Origin of the sequence: Vreelandella gomseomensis (assembly GCF_031451645.1) — a bacterium.
In the GTDB taxonomy this organism is placed as follows: Bacteria; Pseudomonadota; Gammaproteobacteria; order Pseudomonadales; family Halomonadaceae; genus Vreelandella; species Vreelandella gomseomensis.
Map to the genome: position 1 here is coordinate 146,411 of NZ_JARWAI010000008.1, position 14,491 is coordinate 160,901.

The 14,491-nt window shown below is 62.8% G+C and carries 14 protein-coding genes; 6 read left to right on the forward strand and 8 right to left on the reverse strand.

Features of this window, described 5'->3' with window-relative positions; translation table 11 throughout:
* Nucleotide 1 precedes the first annotated feature (1 nt).
* Nucleotides 2-1,345, forward strand: a complete 1,344-nt coding sequence (locus QC815_RS12150) for a Y-family DNA polymerase (protein WP_230446469.1) — start codon at nucleotides 2-4, stop codon at nucleotides 1,343-1,345.
* On the opposite strand, the gene QC815_RS12155 is transcribed toward QC815_RS12150, so the two are convergent.
* Together QC815_RS12155 and QC815_RS12160 are read right to left on the reverse strand one after the other, a co-directional pair.
* On the reverse strand, nucleotides 1,307-2,770 hold the full coding sequence (locus QC815_RS12155; protein WP_230446432.1) for a sodium-dependent transporter: 1,464 nt from the start codon (nucleotides 2,768-2,770) through the stop codon (nucleotides 1,307-1,309). The genes QC815_RS12150 and QC815_RS12155 overlap by 39 nt on opposite strands.
* 84 nt (nucleotides 2,771-2,854) lie before the next feature.
* The gene (locus QC815_RS12160; RefSeq protein ID WP_230446431.1) at nucleotides 2,855-4,081 is read right to left on the reverse strand and encodes a YbfB/YjiJ family MFS transporter; all 1,227 of its coding nucleotides are present in this window, start codon (nucleotides 4,079-4,081) and stop codon (nucleotides 2,855-2,857) included.
* Between the two features lie 166 nt (nucleotides 4,082-4,247).
* Here QC815_RS12160 and QC815_RS12165 point away from each other — a divergent pair, with 166 nt between their 5' ends.
* Complete coding sequence (locus QC815_RS12165) at nucleotides 4,248-5,522, forward strand: M20/M25/M40 family metallo-hydrolase (RefSeq protein ID WP_230446430.1); 1,275 nt, start codon at nucleotides 4,248-4,250, stop codon at nucleotides 5,520-5,522.
* A 303-nt stretch (nucleotides 5,523-5,825) separates the two neighbouring features.
* Here QC815_RS12165 and QC815_RS12170 read toward each other — a convergent pair whose 3' ends face one another.
* Together QC815_RS12170 and QC815_RS12175 are read right to left on the reverse strand one after the other, a co-directional pair.
* Nucleotides 5,826-6,794 carry a DMT family transporter gene (locus QC815_RS12170; RefSeq protein WP_230446429.1) on the reverse strand — a complete coding sequence of 323 codons (969 nt, stop codon included), beginning with the start codon at nucleotides 6,792-6,794 and terminating at the stop codon, nucleotides 5,826-5,828.
* Nucleotides 6,791-7,378 (reverse strand): TetR/AcrR family transcriptional regulator, encoded by a 588-nt coding sequence (locus QC815_RS12175; RefSeq protein ID WP_230446428.1) that lies wholly within the window; start codon nucleotides 7,376-7,378, stop codon nucleotides 6,791-6,793. Before QC815_RS12175 ends, QC815_RS12170 begins: the two co-directional genes overlap by 4 nt.
* A gap of 230 nt (nucleotides 7,379-7,608) precedes the next feature.
* Between QC815_RS12175 and QC815_RS12180 the strand changes: the two genes are divergently transcribed.
* Nucleotides 7,609-7,824: a hypothetical protein gene (locus tag QC815_RS12180; protein WP_230446427.1), complete on the forward strand. Its 216-nt coding sequence runs from the start codon at nucleotides 7,609-7,611 to the stop codon at nucleotides 7,822-7,824.
* 194 nt (nucleotides 7,825-8,018) lie between these two features.
* On the opposite strand, the gene QC815_RS12185 is transcribed toward QC815_RS12180, so the two are convergent.
* From QC815_RS12185 to QC815_RS12195, 3 genes are all read right to left on the reverse strand, one after another.
* Nucleotides 8,019-9,239: a glycosyltransferase family protein gene (locus tag QC815_RS12185; RefSeq protein ID WP_230446426.1), complete on the reverse strand. Its 1,221-nt coding sequence runs from the start codon at nucleotides 9,237-9,239 to the stop codon at nucleotides 8,019-8,021.
* Complete coding sequence (locus QC815_RS12190; RefSeq protein ID WP_230446425.1) at nucleotides 9,236-10,153, reverse strand: HAD-IIB family hydrolase; 918 nt, start codon at nucleotides 10,151-10,153, stop codon at nucleotides 9,236-9,238. The genes QC815_RS12185 and QC815_RS12190 overlap by 4 nt, the downstream gene beginning before the upstream one ends.
* Before the next feature lie 439 nt (nucleotides 10,154-10,592).
* Complete coding sequence (locus QC815_RS12195) at nucleotides 10,593-11,585, reverse strand: OmpA family protein (RefSeq protein WP_230446424.1); 993 nt, start codon at nucleotides 11,583-11,585, stop codon at nucleotides 10,593-10,595.
* A 217-nt stretch (nucleotides 11,586-11,802) separates the two neighbouring features.
* Between QC815_RS12195 and QC815_RS12200 the strand changes: the two genes are divergently transcribed.
* Nucleotides 11,803-12,537: a hypothetical protein gene (locus QC815_RS12200; protein WP_230446423.1), complete on the forward strand. Its 735-nt coding sequence runs from the start codon at nucleotides 11,803-11,805 to the stop codon at nucleotides 12,535-12,537.
* 4 nt (nucleotides 12,538-12,541) lie between these two features.
* A complete protein-coding gene (locus QC815_RS12205; protein ID WP_230446422.1) occupies nucleotides 12,542-13,129 on the forward strand; it encodes a FlgO family outer membrane protein in 588 nt (195 codons plus the stop codon).
* Nucleotides 13,130-13,206: 77 nt separating this feature from the next.
* Here the strand turns inward: QC815_RS12205 and QC815_RS12210 are convergent, their stop codons facing one another.
* Nucleotides 13,207-13,449, reverse strand: a complete 243-nt coding sequence (locus tag QC815_RS12210) for a GlsB/YeaQ/YmgE family stress response membrane protein (protein WP_230446421.1) — start codon at nucleotides 13,447-13,449, stop codon at nucleotides 13,207-13,209.
* A 150-nt stretch (nucleotides 13,450-13,599) separates the two neighbouring features.
* On the opposite strand from QC815_RS12210, the gene QC815_RS12215 reads away from it, so the two are divergent.
* The gene (locus QC815_RS12215) at nucleotides 13,600-14,469 is read left to right on the forward strand and encodes a D-hexose-6-phosphate mutarotase (protein ID WP_230446420.1); all 870 of its coding nucleotides are present in this window, start codon (nucleotides 13,600-13,602) and stop codon (nucleotides 14,467-14,469) included.
* Nucleotides 14,470-14,491 lie beyond the last annotated feature (22 nt).

Genomic DNA, 14,491 nt, shown 5'->3' on the forward strand with positions numbered 1-14,491 from the left:
CATGATCGGGCTGGTCGACGCCAACAACTTCTACGTCAGCTGCGAGCGCGTCTTTCAGCCCCACCTGGAAGGCAAGGCCGTGGGCGTGATGTCCAACAACGATGGCTGCGTGATTGCCCGCTCGGCCGAGATGAAAGCGCTGGACATCCCCATGGGCACCCCCGCCTTCAAACTCGAGGGGCTGCGTCAGCGCGGCGCTATTCACCTGCTGTCGTCCAACTACGAACTGTATGGCGACATGTCGGCCCGGCTTGCCCAGCTGCTGCGCGACGCCTGCCCAGACATCGCCCCCTATTCCATCGATGAAATGTTCATCTATCTGGACGGGCTGAGCGAGCGCCAGTGCCATGCCCTGGGCGAAACGCTGCGCCAGCGCATTTACCGCTGCTTGGGACTGCCGGTATGCGTTGGGCTGGCCACGACGCATACGCTGGCCAAACTTGCCAACCACGCCGCCAAGCAACAGCCGCATTTCCAGGGCGTCTGTCTGCTCAACGGACAGGATGCGACGACCAAGACGCTACTGGCGCAAACGCCGGTCAGCGAGGTCTGGGGCGTGGGCCGGCGGCTGGCCGAACGGCTCGCCATTGGCGGCATTTATAGTGCCTGGGACCTGCGCGAAAGCGATACCAAGCAGCTGCGCAAGCGCTTTTCGGTGGTGCTGGCGCGCACCGCGCTTGAGCTGCGCGGCACGTCCTGCCTGCACATGAACACCCTCGACCAGCCCCGCCAGCGCATCATGACATCGCGCTCGTTCGGTCAGCCCACCGGGGTAAAAACCGAGATCCATGCTGCGCTGCGCCGCCATGCCCAGCGCAGCGCCGAAAAGCTTCGCCAGCAGCACAGTTTGGCCCGATCGGTGATGCTGTTTTTGAACACCAATCGCCACCGCCGTGATCAGCCACAGTACTTCCCCCACGCGCTGATCCCGTTGCCCACGCCCAGCGACGATACGCGGGTGATTCTCGACGCCGTGCGCCAGGGCCTCGAACAGATATACCGCCCCCGCTATCGGTTCATGAAGGCGGGCGTGATGCTGCTCGACCTGGTCGATGCCCAACAGCACCAGCTATCGTTGCTGAATGCCCCGGCCCACCACTATCCGCGGTTGATGGCCACGGTGGACGCCATCAACCAGCGCATGGGGCAAGGCACTATCCGCTTTGGCATGACCGATGACGACGCCCCCTGGCAGCTGCGCTGCGCCCATCGCTCCAACCGTTTTACCACGCGCTGGGATGAGTTGATGGAGGCCGGCACCCATCCCGGCGCCATTGCCGACGCCAGAGCCAGGCGCCAGCAGCGCTCAGCGAGCCTGCAGCGCGGGACGCAGCCGCGGGCTTAGGGTTTCACCCAGCGCCACCATGGCGACCAGGATCGCCAGCAGCCAGGGCCAGTGGGCCGCAAACGCCACGCGATAAAGCCCCAGGGCATCGACAAAAATCACCAGGATACCCAGCGGACTGACGTAGCGCACCATGGTCAGCCAGAGCGCATAGGGCAAGGGCGAAAGCCCCAGCTCATCGCGGAAGGTGTGGCTGTTCAGCACAAAGCCGGCCAGCACCACCATGCCCAAGCCACCCAGCGGCATCATCAGGCGCGAGGTCAGGTAGTCGAGCCAACCAAAGACGTTCTTGTCGGCCAGGGTCCACTCGGCACCCAGGTTGAACGACAGCATCGCCAGGGTACTGATCAGCCACAGCACGATACCGGTGCCCCATGCCGCCGCCTTGCGCGACATACCGTGGTTATCGCACAGCCAGGACACCGTTGCCTCGACCATCGAAATCGCCGAGGTGAGCGCGGCCATGGACAGCATCAGGAAGAACAGCGTGCCGAACAGGGTGCCAAACGGCATCGCCTGGAAAGCCAGCGGCAGGCTCATGAAGATGAGCCCCGGCCCTTCGGCAGGATCCATACCGTTAGCAAAAATCACCGGAAAGATCGCCAAGCCGGCCATTAACGCGACTACCGTATCGGCGATGGCCACGCTCAGCGTAGTGCGGGCGATCGAGGTGCCTTTGGGCAGGTAGCTGCCGTAGGTAAGAATCGCCCCGGACGCCAACGACAGGGTGAAAAACGCATGCCCCAGGGCGGCCAGCATGCCCTCGCTGGAGAGGCTGCCCGCATCGAAGGAAAACAGGAAGCGGAACGCCTGAGCAAAACCGCCCGAGAAGACCCCGAAGGCGATCAGCAGCGCGAGCATCAGCACCAGTCCCGGCATCATCCAACTGACGCTCTTTTCGATGCCTTCCTGCACGCCCTTGCCGACAATCAGCATGGTCAAAAGCGTCACCAGGGTGCTCCAGAAGCCGAGGTTCCAGGGGTTGGCATTGTTGGCTTCGAACACCGCGGCCATATCGCCCACGCTGCTACCCGCCAGCCCGCCGGAGAGCATCTTCCAAAGATAGGCAAACGACCAGCCCGCCACGACCACGTAAAACGACAGGATCATGAAGCCGCAGAGCATCGCCATCCAGCCAATCAACGACCACGCCGAGGAGCGGCCGGACTCCCTGACCACTCGGCGAATGGCGTCCACCGGGCTGCCGAGGCCGCGCCGCCCGAAGGCAATTTCGGTCATCATCACCGGCACGCCCACCGCCAGAATACAGGCGAGGTAGACCAGCACGAAGGCACCGCCGCCAAACTCCCCGGTGATATAGGGAAACTTCCAGATATTGCCCAGCCCAACGGCCGAGCCCGTGGCGGCCAGCATAAAGCCCCAGCGGCCAAGCCATTGAATACGAGGTTGCTCAGAAGACGCCATGACCCGCTACCCTGTTGGAAAAAAGCGCATATCCTAGAGGATTTTGCCACGAATGCCCAAGAAATCGTGGCGCGTCCTCGTCGATCAGGTGGCGTAAATCGCCGCTTTGGCGTCGGCGTCGAGACGCTGCGCGGTCTGGTCGACGCGCCGCAGCCAGGCGAGCAACAGCGCCCCCAGGGCTACAAAACCACCGGCCAGCCAGAGGCCGACGCTGTAGTGACCGGTCGCCTCCGCGAGCATGCCGGTAAGCGCCGGGGCGATGATCTGCGCGCTGCCGTAGGCCAGGGTCATTTTGCCCATCAGCCGTGCCGGGCTGGCGGGATACAACCGCCCCGCCATGGTCAGCACCAGGCTGACACAGCCAAGGAAGGTACCGCCATAAAGCACCGCGCTGAACAACACGGCGGCAAGGCTCGTGGTCACCGTCGGCAGGACGATGCCGATGACCTGCAGCCCCATGGCCACGATCAAGGCGCCCAGGTAGCCGATCCGCCGCGCGACCAGATCCCAGAGCATCACCGCCGGGGCCGCGGCCAGCCCCACCAGCGCAAAGGTCCAGTTGCCGGCACCGGCCAGCAGCGGCTCCCGCTCGACGATCGTGACGATAAAGGTAGCGCTGATCACATAGCCATAGCCGGCGCAAAAATAGGCCGCGAGCATCCAACGCATGAAGGTACGGGTAGGCGGTGTGGCGGCGGGGGCTTCGCTCCCGGAGGCACCGGGCACGGCAGGCGTTGGTCGCGGCAGCCAGCGCCAGGCGGGCACCAACAGCCCAACCGCAAGAAGACTGAATCCCCACCACTGCGCCTCCCAGTTCATCGACAGCGCTAGCATCGCCTCCACCGCCACAGCGGCGAGCACAATGCCAAGGCCCAACCCGGCGAAATGAATGCCCAGCTCAACGCGCTGGCGATGCTGCATCAGCCAGTGCATGATCAGTCCCGACGCCAGCAGCATCGCCCCGCTGCTTGAAAAGCCCGCCAAAAAGCGCAGCCCCGCCCACAGCCAGAAATGCTCGGTCAATGCCATGCCGGCCGTGGTGAGCACCGCCAGCACCAGACACAGTCGATACAGGGTATCCTTGACATGGATGCTGCGCACGGTCGCTGCCAGCAGAGCGCCGACCATATAGCCGGCGTAGTTCAGCGCTGCCAGCCAGCCGCCATCGGCGTCGCCTATCCAGCTTTGCTGCTGCATGACGGGCAGTAGCGGCGTATAGGCAAAGCGCGCCACCCCGATACACAGCAACTGACTGAATACGCCCGCCAGCAGCACCTTGAAGCGCTGCGAACGAAGGCTAACGGTGGTCATGGACACGTCCTCGTCGTGGCGTGGAGTTATATGCGGTTTCACTAAAGCCATCATAGGCGGAATTAACGTTGGCTGGCATCGTCTAAACGTCGCTAGTTGGCTAAGCGTTTGCCGTCATAATCTGGCAAACTAGTCACGTTGATCACCCACGACTGGAGATTGCCTTATGAGCGATAGCGCCACCCCCTGGACGCAACCGATGCCCGATGCGCAGTTCAAACTGATGCACGACATCCTGGCCGCCCCCAGCCCCGTGGGGTTGGAAGGCGCAATGACCTACGGCGTGCTGAAACCCTATTTTGAAAGCTTCGCCCCGAGCGACTGGCACTTGCACCAGTTCCGCGGCAATGCGGGGGTCGTGCTCGACACGCATCCCGGCCGCGACGACATGTTCAAGGTCATGATCATCGGCCATGCGGATAAGATCCGCATGCAGGTGCGCTCCATTGGCGAAGACGGCAAGATCTGGATCAATACCGACTCTTTCCTGCCGACCGTCCTGATCGGCCATGAAGTGAAGCTGTTCAGCGAAGATCCGGACGCCCCGGGCAGCTACCGCTGCATTGAAGGCGGCACTGTGGAAGCGCTGGGCGCCATTCACTTTTCCGACCCCGCCATGCGCGACGGCAGCAAAGGCATCAAGAAGGAACAGATCTATCTGGACCTGCAGATCCACGGCGAGAACAAGAAGCAGCAGGTACTGAACCTGGGTGTGCGGCCTGGCGATTCGATCATTTTTGATCGCCCTATCCGCCCCGGCTTCAGCCCCAACACCTTCTACGGCGCTTACCTGGATAACGGCCTGGGCTGTTTCGTGGCCGCCGAGGTCGCCAAGCAGATCGCCGAGGCCGGCGGTACCGAGCAGGTGCGCGTGCTGTTTGCCATTGCCAGCTATGAAGAAATCGGCCGTTTCGGCAGCCGCGTGATGGCCGGCGAGCTGAAGCCCGACGCACTGATCGGCGTGGATGTGAACCACGACTACGTGGCGGCACCCGGCATTGGCGACAAGCGCATGCAGCCCCTCGAGATGGGTAAAGGCTTCACCATGGCCGTTGGCTCGATTGCCAGCGAGCAGTTGAACCGCGTGATCGCCCAGGCAGCCAAGGCCAATGACATCCCCATGCAGCGGGATATGGTGGGTGTCGATACGGGTACCGACGGCATGGCCGGGGTGCTCGCCTCGGTGGACAGCGCCGCCACCTCGATTGGTTTCCCGATCCGCAACATGCATACGATTTCGGAAACCGGCAACACCCAGGACGTGCTCGCCGCCATCCATGCGTTGACCCACACGCTGCAGGCGCTGGACGCGATACCCGACCTGAAACGCGAGTTTCTCGATAACCACCCGCGTCTTGATCAGGCAAAACCGCTTGGTCATCAGGGCAGCGAGAAGCCCGACGACGAGGCCGACGACGCCGACAAGCCCGCCGCTTCTTGACCGGCACGTAAAAAAACCCCGGCCGTCACTGGCCGGGGTTTCATCAGGTCCTCCTTGAACAATCCTCACGAACGTCCTGTTCGTGCCTCCATGCGTCCATCAAGCATCCTGCTTGGTCTTCCCTGATAGCACTTCCATTGCGCTATGTGCCCACCATGCGCTTTAGCGTCCCTTGTTTATCTAACCCAGGATATAAAAGCCGAAAAAAATTCGCGTATCTCGCAACATGATCGACCGAGCGCAGTCGCGCACGGCTCTCGACGTTCATCCGCTCAAGTAACCCATGGCGCAATCAATGCCTTTCTACGGCTCCTCGACGGTGCCATCTGCCCCTTTCCGATACGCAACGCCGCCTTGTCTGCCTCGTTGCCTAGATGCCTTGGCGGGTGCGCTGATACACACCAGGCATGCCAATATCATCCCGATACCGGCCCATCCTGTTACCGGCAGGCGTTCGCCGACGATCACCACCGCCAGACAGGCCGCCACTACGGGTTCGAAAAGCGTGATGGTGGTGGCGGTACTGGCAGTGATTCGCGCAAGCCCGTAGCCAAAACAAAGATAGCCCAGCAGCATGGGAACCAGCGCCATGTACACCCCTACCGCCGCATTGCTCCACGAGGCCAGCAACGGCGCGCCAGTCACCACCAGCACCGGCATCAGCAGCAGACCGCCAATGCCGAAGGTCGCTCCCATGGCGGCGCGGGAGGCAACGCCTTGCTGCATCAGCCGCCGCGCCGTCCACGAGTAAAGCGCATAGGTAAGGCCTGCCAGCAAGCCTAGCAGGATGCCCGGCACAAGACCGGACTCCGTCCCCGTGGGCACATCACCGCTTCCCTCCGCCAGGCCCAGGAGGAGCATACCGGCCAGCCCCAGCCCGGCCCCGGTCATCCAGCGTCTGGTGAGCCGTAGCCCGTCCAGGCGATATTCAATCAGCGCCGAGAGCAGCGGTGCCGAGCCGATCGTGACCACCGTGCCGACGGTCACGCCTGCCAGCCGCATGGCGCCATAGAACGCCAGCGGGTAGATGGCGACCGCCAAGGCCCCAAGCAGCAAATACGACCATTGGATACGCAGCAGGCGCGCATGGCGTCGGATCCGTCCGGCGGAGAGCAGCGCCTGCAACAGCCCCCCACCGCCCATCGCCACCGCCCCGATGGCCACGGGACTGACCTGTGGGGCAAAGGTCGCCGCCGTCCCGGTGGTTCCCCACAGAATGGCGGCGATCAGTACCGTGACAATGCCCAGCCGACGTTCATGGGCAGTCTTCATAACGCCGCCAGCAGTTCGTCCGCCATCTGGCGCGCCTGATACAGACAGTCGCTGCCCCCTTCCAGCCCCGCACGGGCCATGGCGCCTTCAAGGAGAAACGCCAGCTGATGGGCAAGCGCAGTGGCCCGCTGCTGGCCGCCCAGCAAATCGCTGAGATGGGCGGCCAGCAGCGCCTCAACCTGTTCCTTGTGCCCCCTGACCACTGCTCTGCCGGGATCACCGGCGGGTAGCTCGGCCGCCGCATTCAGCAGGCCACACCCGCGAAAACCATGCTCGTAGGCGTACGCCGCGTGATCCTCATAGGCCAGAAAGACCGCCATCACCCTGTCGCGGGGCGTGCTCGCGTCGCTCAGGCGCGCATCGTACAGCGCCAACCATTCCGCGTGACGCGCCTCCAGATAAACCGCCACCAGCTCGCGCTTCGAGGCAAAGTGGTTGTACAGGCTTTTCTTGGCGACCCCAGCACGCTTGACGATGGCATCGATGCCCGTGGCCGTAATGCCATCACGATAGAACAGCGTGGACGCCGCATCGAGCAGGCGATCACGCGCGTTCCCGGTGGCTTGACTGGACAATGCAGGCAACGTGGCACCTCACTTGGCGAGCTTGAGTAGGTAGACCAGTCTACCTACTCAAGCAATCACGTCAAGCAGCCTATCCCAGGTGCCCGAAGGGTAAAAAGGTGCTAATTTCGGCCGCCAACATGGTGACAATGGCCTATGGTTAATATTCCGCCGCTTGCCAATACGTCAGCGCAATGCCGACCAAGCGGTTCACGACTAGACCCGACAGCACCCACGGGTAGGAGGTCAGCGTGCAGCACATTACCATCAACTACAAAGTCCGCGGCGTCGACATCATTTGCCGCCACTGCGGCAATTATGAGTCACCCACCTCGGGCTTTTTAAGCCATTTCCGCCTTGAAGGAACCGGCCAAAACAGCGCCGTTTTACGCTGTTTGAGCTGCCAAACCGGCGAAACCATCCCGCGACGCGCGCTGGACACGCTGGCGCACGCACGCGCCGGTTGAAATAGCTCATAAACAGCGCTGCTCCTGAGACGCCGCAACCGTCGCCTCAGGGGCATTTCAGCCGCTAAGCGTTCCCCATCGACAACGTCGTTAATGATTGCCGAGCTGCTTGAAACGGCGCAGGCGCTGCCCTCCTATGATCAGCATTAACCGCTAGCCACCCGCCCGCAGGCGATACTGCCTGACCGCTCGGGTCAGACATCTCCCTGATTATCCAGCTCCACGGCTTCGTGCATGCGCATGAGCAGGTCGGGTACGGCAGCCTGCACGCGGTTCCAGCTGGGAATGAAGGGGCGCTCGCGGGGGTTGTCCAAGAACAGGTTGCCGGCTTCCAGCAGGTTGCTGGCAAACAGCTCCACCGCCTGTTCCTCGCAGTGGCGATCAAGGCTCAGGCCGTTCATGGTCGCATCGTGGTCATAGGCCTCGATCAAGTCCAGCGCCAGCCGGTAGTAGGTTGCCTTGAGGGTGCGAAAGTCCTCACTGCTGAAGCTCACTCCCTGGGTGGCCAGCTTGCGGTAAAGCGCCTTGGCAATGTCCAGGCTCATACGGTTCAACCCGGCATCGGGGTTATCTTCACTCACCGGCTGGTGCTTGTGATCGTAGGCGTCGGCAATATCCACCTGGCACAGCTGGCGGGGCGAGTAGTTACGCTGCAGCTCCGAAAGAACACCAATCTCAAGCCCCCAATCAGCCGGAATACGGATTCCCTCCAGCACGTCGCTGCGCATGGCAAACTCGCCCGACAGCGGGTAGCGGAAGCTGTCCAGGTAATCGAGATAGGGTAACGGACCGCAGACGGTCTTCAGCGCCCGCAGCAGCGGCGTAACCATCAGCCGCGACACACGGCCGTTGAGTTGGCCCTGGGCAATGCGCGGGTAATAGCCCTTGCAGAAGCTGTAGTTGAAACGCGGATGGGCGACCGGGTACATCAGACGCGCCAGCAGCCCGCGGTCGTAGGTGAGGATATCGCAGTCGTGCAACCCCACCACCGACGAGCGCGCCGAGGCCAGCACATAGCCGGCGCAATACCAGACGTTACGCCCCTTTCCCGGCTCGAGCGCGCCTAGCCCGTGCGCTTCCAGTTCGGCGTCCAGGGCACGCAGCCGGGGGCCGTCGTTCCAGAGGATGCGCGTGTGCTGCGGCAGGCGCGAGAAAAACGCCCGGGCGTGCAAGAACTGCTCGCGATCCGCTCGATCAAGGCCAATCACGATCTCGCCCAGATAAGGCACCTTGACCAGCTCATCCACGATGGCCGAGAGCGCCGGCCCTTCCAGCTCCGAGAATAGCGAAGGCAGGATCAACCCCATAGGACGCCGCCGGGCAAATTGGCATAGCTCCTTTTCCAGCGCCTCGACGGGGCGGCGGGTCAGGTTATGAAAGTCGGTAATGACGCCGTTCTGATGGAAATCACTCATGCGTTTGCCTCCTTTGCATCACGCGGGTCAGTCGGGGTAAGCGCATCGCCCCACCAGTAGGCCATGCCTTCCACCCAGCCCTCGGGGCCAGGAGCGCGGGTTCGGTAAAGGTGAGGATTGGTCGGCTCGACCGTCAGGTCATGGTGGCCGCGAATGACGACCGCCTGGTTCACCGCGTTCAACATAGTTACGTCGTTGGGGCCGTCGCCCAGGCCCATAGACAGCGGTTCGCGCCCGCGCAGCGCGCGAAAGCGCCCGATCAACCAGGTCACCGCACTGCCCTTGTCGGAGGCGCTGCCCATGACGTGGCAAAAGCGACCACCCCGGGTAAGCTGCAGGCCATCACCCTCCAGCGCCAGGCGGAACGTCTGCAGCGCCGCCTCGTCGCCGTGCCACAGCAACGGCTCGCTCCCCTCGCGCTGGCGCGCGCGACTGGCCTCGGCGGCCTCAAGCCCGGTCAGGCCCATCAGGTCATCCAGGGTCATCTCGTTAATGGTGGTAAAGCGCGCATCGAGCCGTTTGCGCCATACCTGCAAGCGGGCGCGAATAAAGCCGATATCCACGCCTGACTGCTTGGTCACCATGCCGTCGCGGCCATTGCCTGGCCGGTCCAGACGCGCATGACACCACCCCGGGGGCAGGCCGATTACAGCGCCATTTTCGGCAACAAACGGCGTCGTCGTGAGTCCCAGAGCCTCGCGCAAGGGCAGTAACTCAGCCCGGGTTTTGCTGGTCACGGGAATCACGGGGATTTTTGCCTGCTTTAGCCGGGCAAGCCATGCCTTGGCCGGGGCCGCGTCATAGCGATGGTGATCGAGTAGCGAACCGTCCAGATCGGTTACCACAAGGCGGGGCGGCGCTGAGGTATCCGCTCGATCGGCGGGGGGCGCGGAAGCGCTGGCGTGTTCAAGCATGGCGCGGCCTCTCTAGCGGCTAAGCGGGAAACGCTGTCGCCGCCAGGCGCGATGACAACGTCATGGTTGCTTAGCACAATGCGTGCCAATGCCGATAACACCTTGATAACCATAAAGGGGCATCGTGGAAAATCGCCCGGGGCAGCCCCGTTGATACAGTTCTCATAGGCCAGCGCACCGTTTTGGTGCGTTACAGCGGCGCACGCCACCACGGGTTGCGCCGCCATGGTGCCGACGCGCTTTTTACAATCTATTACAAAAAAACCAAGACAGGACTTGGCAGGGCTGAATAAATAGCTATACTGAAATTGTACCCGCTGGCAACCCTGTACACCCCTCCCCCTCTGCCAGCGGGCTGCAGTGAGCCAAGCCCTTTATGCCCGCCACCCCCGGCGGGCTTTTTTATGCCTGTGCATGGGCAACTGACAAGGGCCTTTGCTTATTCCACATGAATGACCACCTCGACGCGGCGATTACGTGCGCGACCATCGGCGGTATCGTTGTTCGCCAGCGGTTGCGTCGCGGCCAGTCCCACGGCGCGTAAGCGCTGAGTGGCCACCCCGGCCTCTTCGAGCGCTTCGACAATGGCAATCGCCCGGGCACTGGACAGCGCCCAGTTCGACGAGTACTCGGGAGTATCGATGGTCTGGCTGTCGGTATGGCCTTCCACCCAGACTTCACCGTCGTAACGCTGAATGGTCTCGAGCAGCGTCCCGATCAGGTTGCTGCCATCGTCGGTCAAGCCCGCATCAGCGGAGGGAAACAGCAGCTGATCCTGCACCCTCAGGCTGATGCCCTCTTCAACCCGGGAAACCTCGACCCCTTCCAGATCGGGCAGGTAGGGTGAGCTGTCCAGCTGTTCATCCAGCGCCAGCACCCCGTCGATGGCTTCCTGGCTGACTGTTTCAACATTGGCGGGCGGTTTGTCGGTCAGCACCACCATGTAGTCGGCCAGTGGCCGCTGGAGGGCGGGTTGTTGAGTAGGCACCAATGGTGTGGGCAGGGTCAACGTCGGCAAAGGAGTGACAGCCGGCTCGGCCTCGTCGCCGGGCATGGCCAGCAAGGGCGGCACGCCTCTCGACGTACTTTTCTGCAACCCGGCCACGCCCTGGGCCGCCGTGATCGTGCTGGCCAGCAGTTGACCACCCAGCCAGGCCGCCGAAGAGGGACGTTCATGGCGGGCGCTTGCCAGCGGCTCGGGCAGCGGCACCTCGAGCGCAGGAGACGCATCAAACAGCGGTTCGGGGGAGTCGTCCGAGGCCATCCAGTCCGGGCTCGTCGCTCCGGCCGCCGCGATGATGATCACAAACAACGCCACCAGCAACGTCATGATATCGATGTAGCTCACCATCCAGACGCTGCCGCTGTCGTCCTCACGGTAAGGAGACAGAAGCGAGTCGTGGCGCGGGGCGCTGCGGTGATCTTCAAGCATCGGTATAATTACTCATTCAAGTTTTGAACCCCATGGCCGATTAATTCAAATAAGGCACGCTAATCCTACGGTTATCGGTTTTAATACGTGTCTGAACGTGTCAACCCGCGTCATTGGAGACGCTGAGCCGTCGTCTGTTCGGCCAGGCTTGGCGCGCCGTTGATAAACGTTGTCTAGTCTATCAAAAGCCGTTTCGTAGCGAGAAGGAACCAACCCGGTGCGCACCCGTTTTATTGTGAGTCCCTCACGGGCGTTTCGCCCGCTGATCATCGGCATGGCCAGCCTGACGTTGGGTGGCTGTTTTTACGCCAACACCTCCCAGGCGCCCATTGCCACCACCTATCCCTACAGCGAACAGCAGCGCATGCAGGCCGCTCACCACTGGAATGTCCTGGCGCGTCACGAAGCCACGCAAATTCTCCAGCGCGAGCGCGTCCGGTTTCGCGACCTGCACATCCCCGATGCCGAGCAGGACGCGACCCATGCCTATAGCGGCGGCGAATTTGGCCGTGGCTTTCGCACTCTGCTGACCAGCGAACTGGTCTCCCGCGGGGCAAACCTGACCACCCAGCCGCAGCCCGGCAGCGCCGAGGTTCACGTCGACGTCGAACTGGTCGAACACCGCGACCGAGGCTTTGTGCGCCCGCCGACTGGCGCCTTCACCGCCCTGGCGGGCGGTATTGCCGTCGCAACGATTCCGCTCAATCAGTGGGCTGAACCGGCGCTGGGCCTCATCCCGGCCGCCGTGGCCGCCGACGTGACCAGCGGTAGCTGGACGCACACCGGCGATGAAGAGGTCATCGTCACCACCCAGATAATCGACGGCGAGCAGATCCTCTATTCCTCGTCGAACATTTACTATATCAATAGCGGTGACCGGCGCCAGTACGCCCCAGACCGCGTACCCAGCCCGCCGTCCACGCCGACGGTCTCGATCACGGATGAATGGTAATCACATGCCTGCGATGTCGACAGCCTGGGCACACTTGACGCGCCCGCTTACCGCCACCAGATGGCTTGCCACCGGTTTCATCGCGCTCAGCCTTGCCGGCTGCAGCGTCCTCGGCAACAGCCCGCAACAGGCCGAGCCCGACCCCGACCTGTCCGAACTTGCGCATACCGCTGCCGAGCAGATGGTGGCCGGCAACCCTGATATCACCCGCTACAGCCCCATGATCGCCGCTACCTTCGTGAGCATCGATGATCTGAGCCAGTCTTCGACGCTGGGGCGCATCAGCTCGGAGATCATGGCCTCGGCGCTAGGGCGCCAGGGGATGCAGGTGCGCGAGGTCAAGATGCGCGACAGCCTGTTTATCGAGGAAAATGTCGGCGAGCTGATCCTGTCGCGCACGGTACAGCGCTTGAGCGCCCAGCACGATGCGCGTTCCATCTTGATGGGCACCTATGCGCAGGGCCAGGACTATGTCTATATCAGCGCCCGGGTGGTGCGTTCGAGCGACGCCATGGTACTGGGCAGCGCCGACTTCAAGCTCGCGCTGAACAATAACACGCGCAGCCTGCTGGAAGGTCAGGGCGGCTGGTAGCGGCTTCAAAACACACAACCCGCGACGCCAGGCGTCGCGGGTTGTGGCAAGTGAACAACGGTGTTGATCAATTCAGGCTAGCTCTGTTTGACCTTGCTGATGACCCACAGCAGGACGACCGCGCCGACCACGGCGGTCACCAATGAGCCGATAAAGCCGCCGGCCTGAAGCCCCAACAGGCTGAACAGAAAGCCGCCCAGCACAGCACCGACAACCCCTACGCCGATATTGCCCAGCACGCCGAACCCTCCGCCGCGCATGATGTTGCCGGCAATCCAGCCAGCCAAGCCACCAATGATCAACCAAGCAATTACCCCCATGTCGCCTCCTTTCTCGATGTACGTATACGTGTACGGTTGATTTTACGCCCTTTACTGGCTTGTTCTAACATAGCACACGGCGTTAAGGTTCCGCGCTACTATTCAACATCCCACCAGGCCGTCAGCGGCCCCGCTGAAAAAGGATTGCCCATGATTCCCGACGCCCTCCAGCAGTTGCTTGACGGTGTAGACGGCCAAGAGACGGCTCACTGGCAAGGCCGCGACCTGGTCATGTTCAATGCCCCCTGGGGAGAGCTGATCGTATCGCTGCAGGGCGCGCAGGTGTTGCATTTCCGGCCTCCCGAGGACCGTGGCTGGCTGTGGGTGACGCCCACGCCCCAGCCCATGCCCGGCGCCATACGCGGCGGGGTTCCGCTGTGCTGGCCGTGGTTCGCCGACGAACGCTACGCCGACGAGACGCCGGATCGCAGTGGCACCTTCCACGGCCTGGCGCGTCACGCCCCCTGGCAACTCGAAGCCGCTGACGAACACGCCGACGGCATCGAGCTTCACCTTTCGCCCACCCAGCGGCTGCATTCCCAACTGACGGTACGCGCAGTGATCCAGGCCAACGCCCAGCGGCTCGCAGTGGAGCTGATCAGCGAAAATGTCGGTGACACCCCGGTCAAGGTCAGCGGCGCGCTGCACTCCTACCTGGCGGTGGACGATGCCCACCAATGTCGACTGGAAGGCCTGGCCGGCGCGCGTTACCTCGACAAGCTGCGCGACTTTGCCGAAGGCGAACAGCAGGGCACCCTGGCCATTCGCGGGCCGGTAGACCGCATCTATCACTCCAACGAAGCGGTGATGCTTCACGACGGCCCGCGCACTTTGCGGGTCGGCAAGCAGTCCAGCGATTCCACCGTGGTCTGGCACCCCGACCAGCAGCCCCCCGCTGATACTTCCCTTGAGGCGGCGAAGCGCTTTGTATGCGTCGAGGCAGCCAACACCCGCCTGGATCCGGTTTGGCTAGTGCCCGGCGCCCAACACCTGCTGGGCACCACCTTGAGCAGAACCTGATAGATACCCTGATTGAGGACAT

What these genes read in the sequence shown, in the direction of transcription:
- QC815_RS12190 (WP_230446425.1), bottom strand. Translation starts at nt 10,153, where the DNA reads ATGCTTGAACACGCCAGCGCTTCCGCGCCCCCCGCCGATCGAGCGGAT.
- QC815_RS12150 (WP_230446469.1), top strand. Translation starts at nt 2, where the DNA reads ATGATCGGGCTGGTCGACGCCAACAACTTCTACGTCAGCTGCGAGCGC.
- QC815_RS12160 (WP_230446431.1), bottom strand. Translation starts at nt 4,081, where the DNA reads ATGACCACCGTTAGCCTTCGTTCGCAGCGCTTCAAGGTGCTGCTGGCG.
- QC815_RS12215 (WP_230446420.1), top strand. Translation starts at nt 13,600, where the DNA reads ATGATTCCCGACGCCCTCCAGCAGTTGCTTGACGGTGTAGACGGCCAA.
- QC815_RS12195 (WP_230446424.1), bottom strand. Translation starts at nt 11,585, where the DNA reads ATGCTTGAAGATCACCGCAGCGCCCCGCGCCACGACTCGCTTCTGTCT.
- QC815_RS12155 (WP_230446432.1), bottom strand. Translation starts at nt 2,770, where the DNA reads ATGGCGTCTTCTGAGCAACCTCGTATTCAATGGCTTGGCCGCTGGGGC.
- QC815_RS12170 (WP_230446429.1), bottom strand. Translation starts at nt 6,794, where the DNA reads ATGAAGACTGCCCATGAACGTCGGCTGGGCATTGTCACGGTACTGATC.
- QC815_RS12185 (WP_230446426.1), bottom strand. Translation starts at nt 9,239, where the DNA reads ATGAGTGATTTCCATCAGAACGGCGTCATTACCGACTTTCATAACCTG.
- QC815_RS12210 (WP_230446421.1), bottom strand. Translation starts at nt 13,449, where the DNA reads ATGGGGGTAATTGCTTGGTTGATCATTGGTGGCTTGGCTGGCTGGATT.
- QC815_RS12205 (WP_230446422.1), top strand. Translation starts at nt 12,542, where the DNA reads ATGCCTGCGATGTCGACAGCCTGGGCACACTTGACGCGCCCGCTTACC.
- QC815_RS12165 (WP_230446430.1), top strand. Translation starts at nt 4,248, where the DNA reads ATGAGCGATAGCGCCACCCCCTGGACGCAACCGATGCCCGATGCGCAG.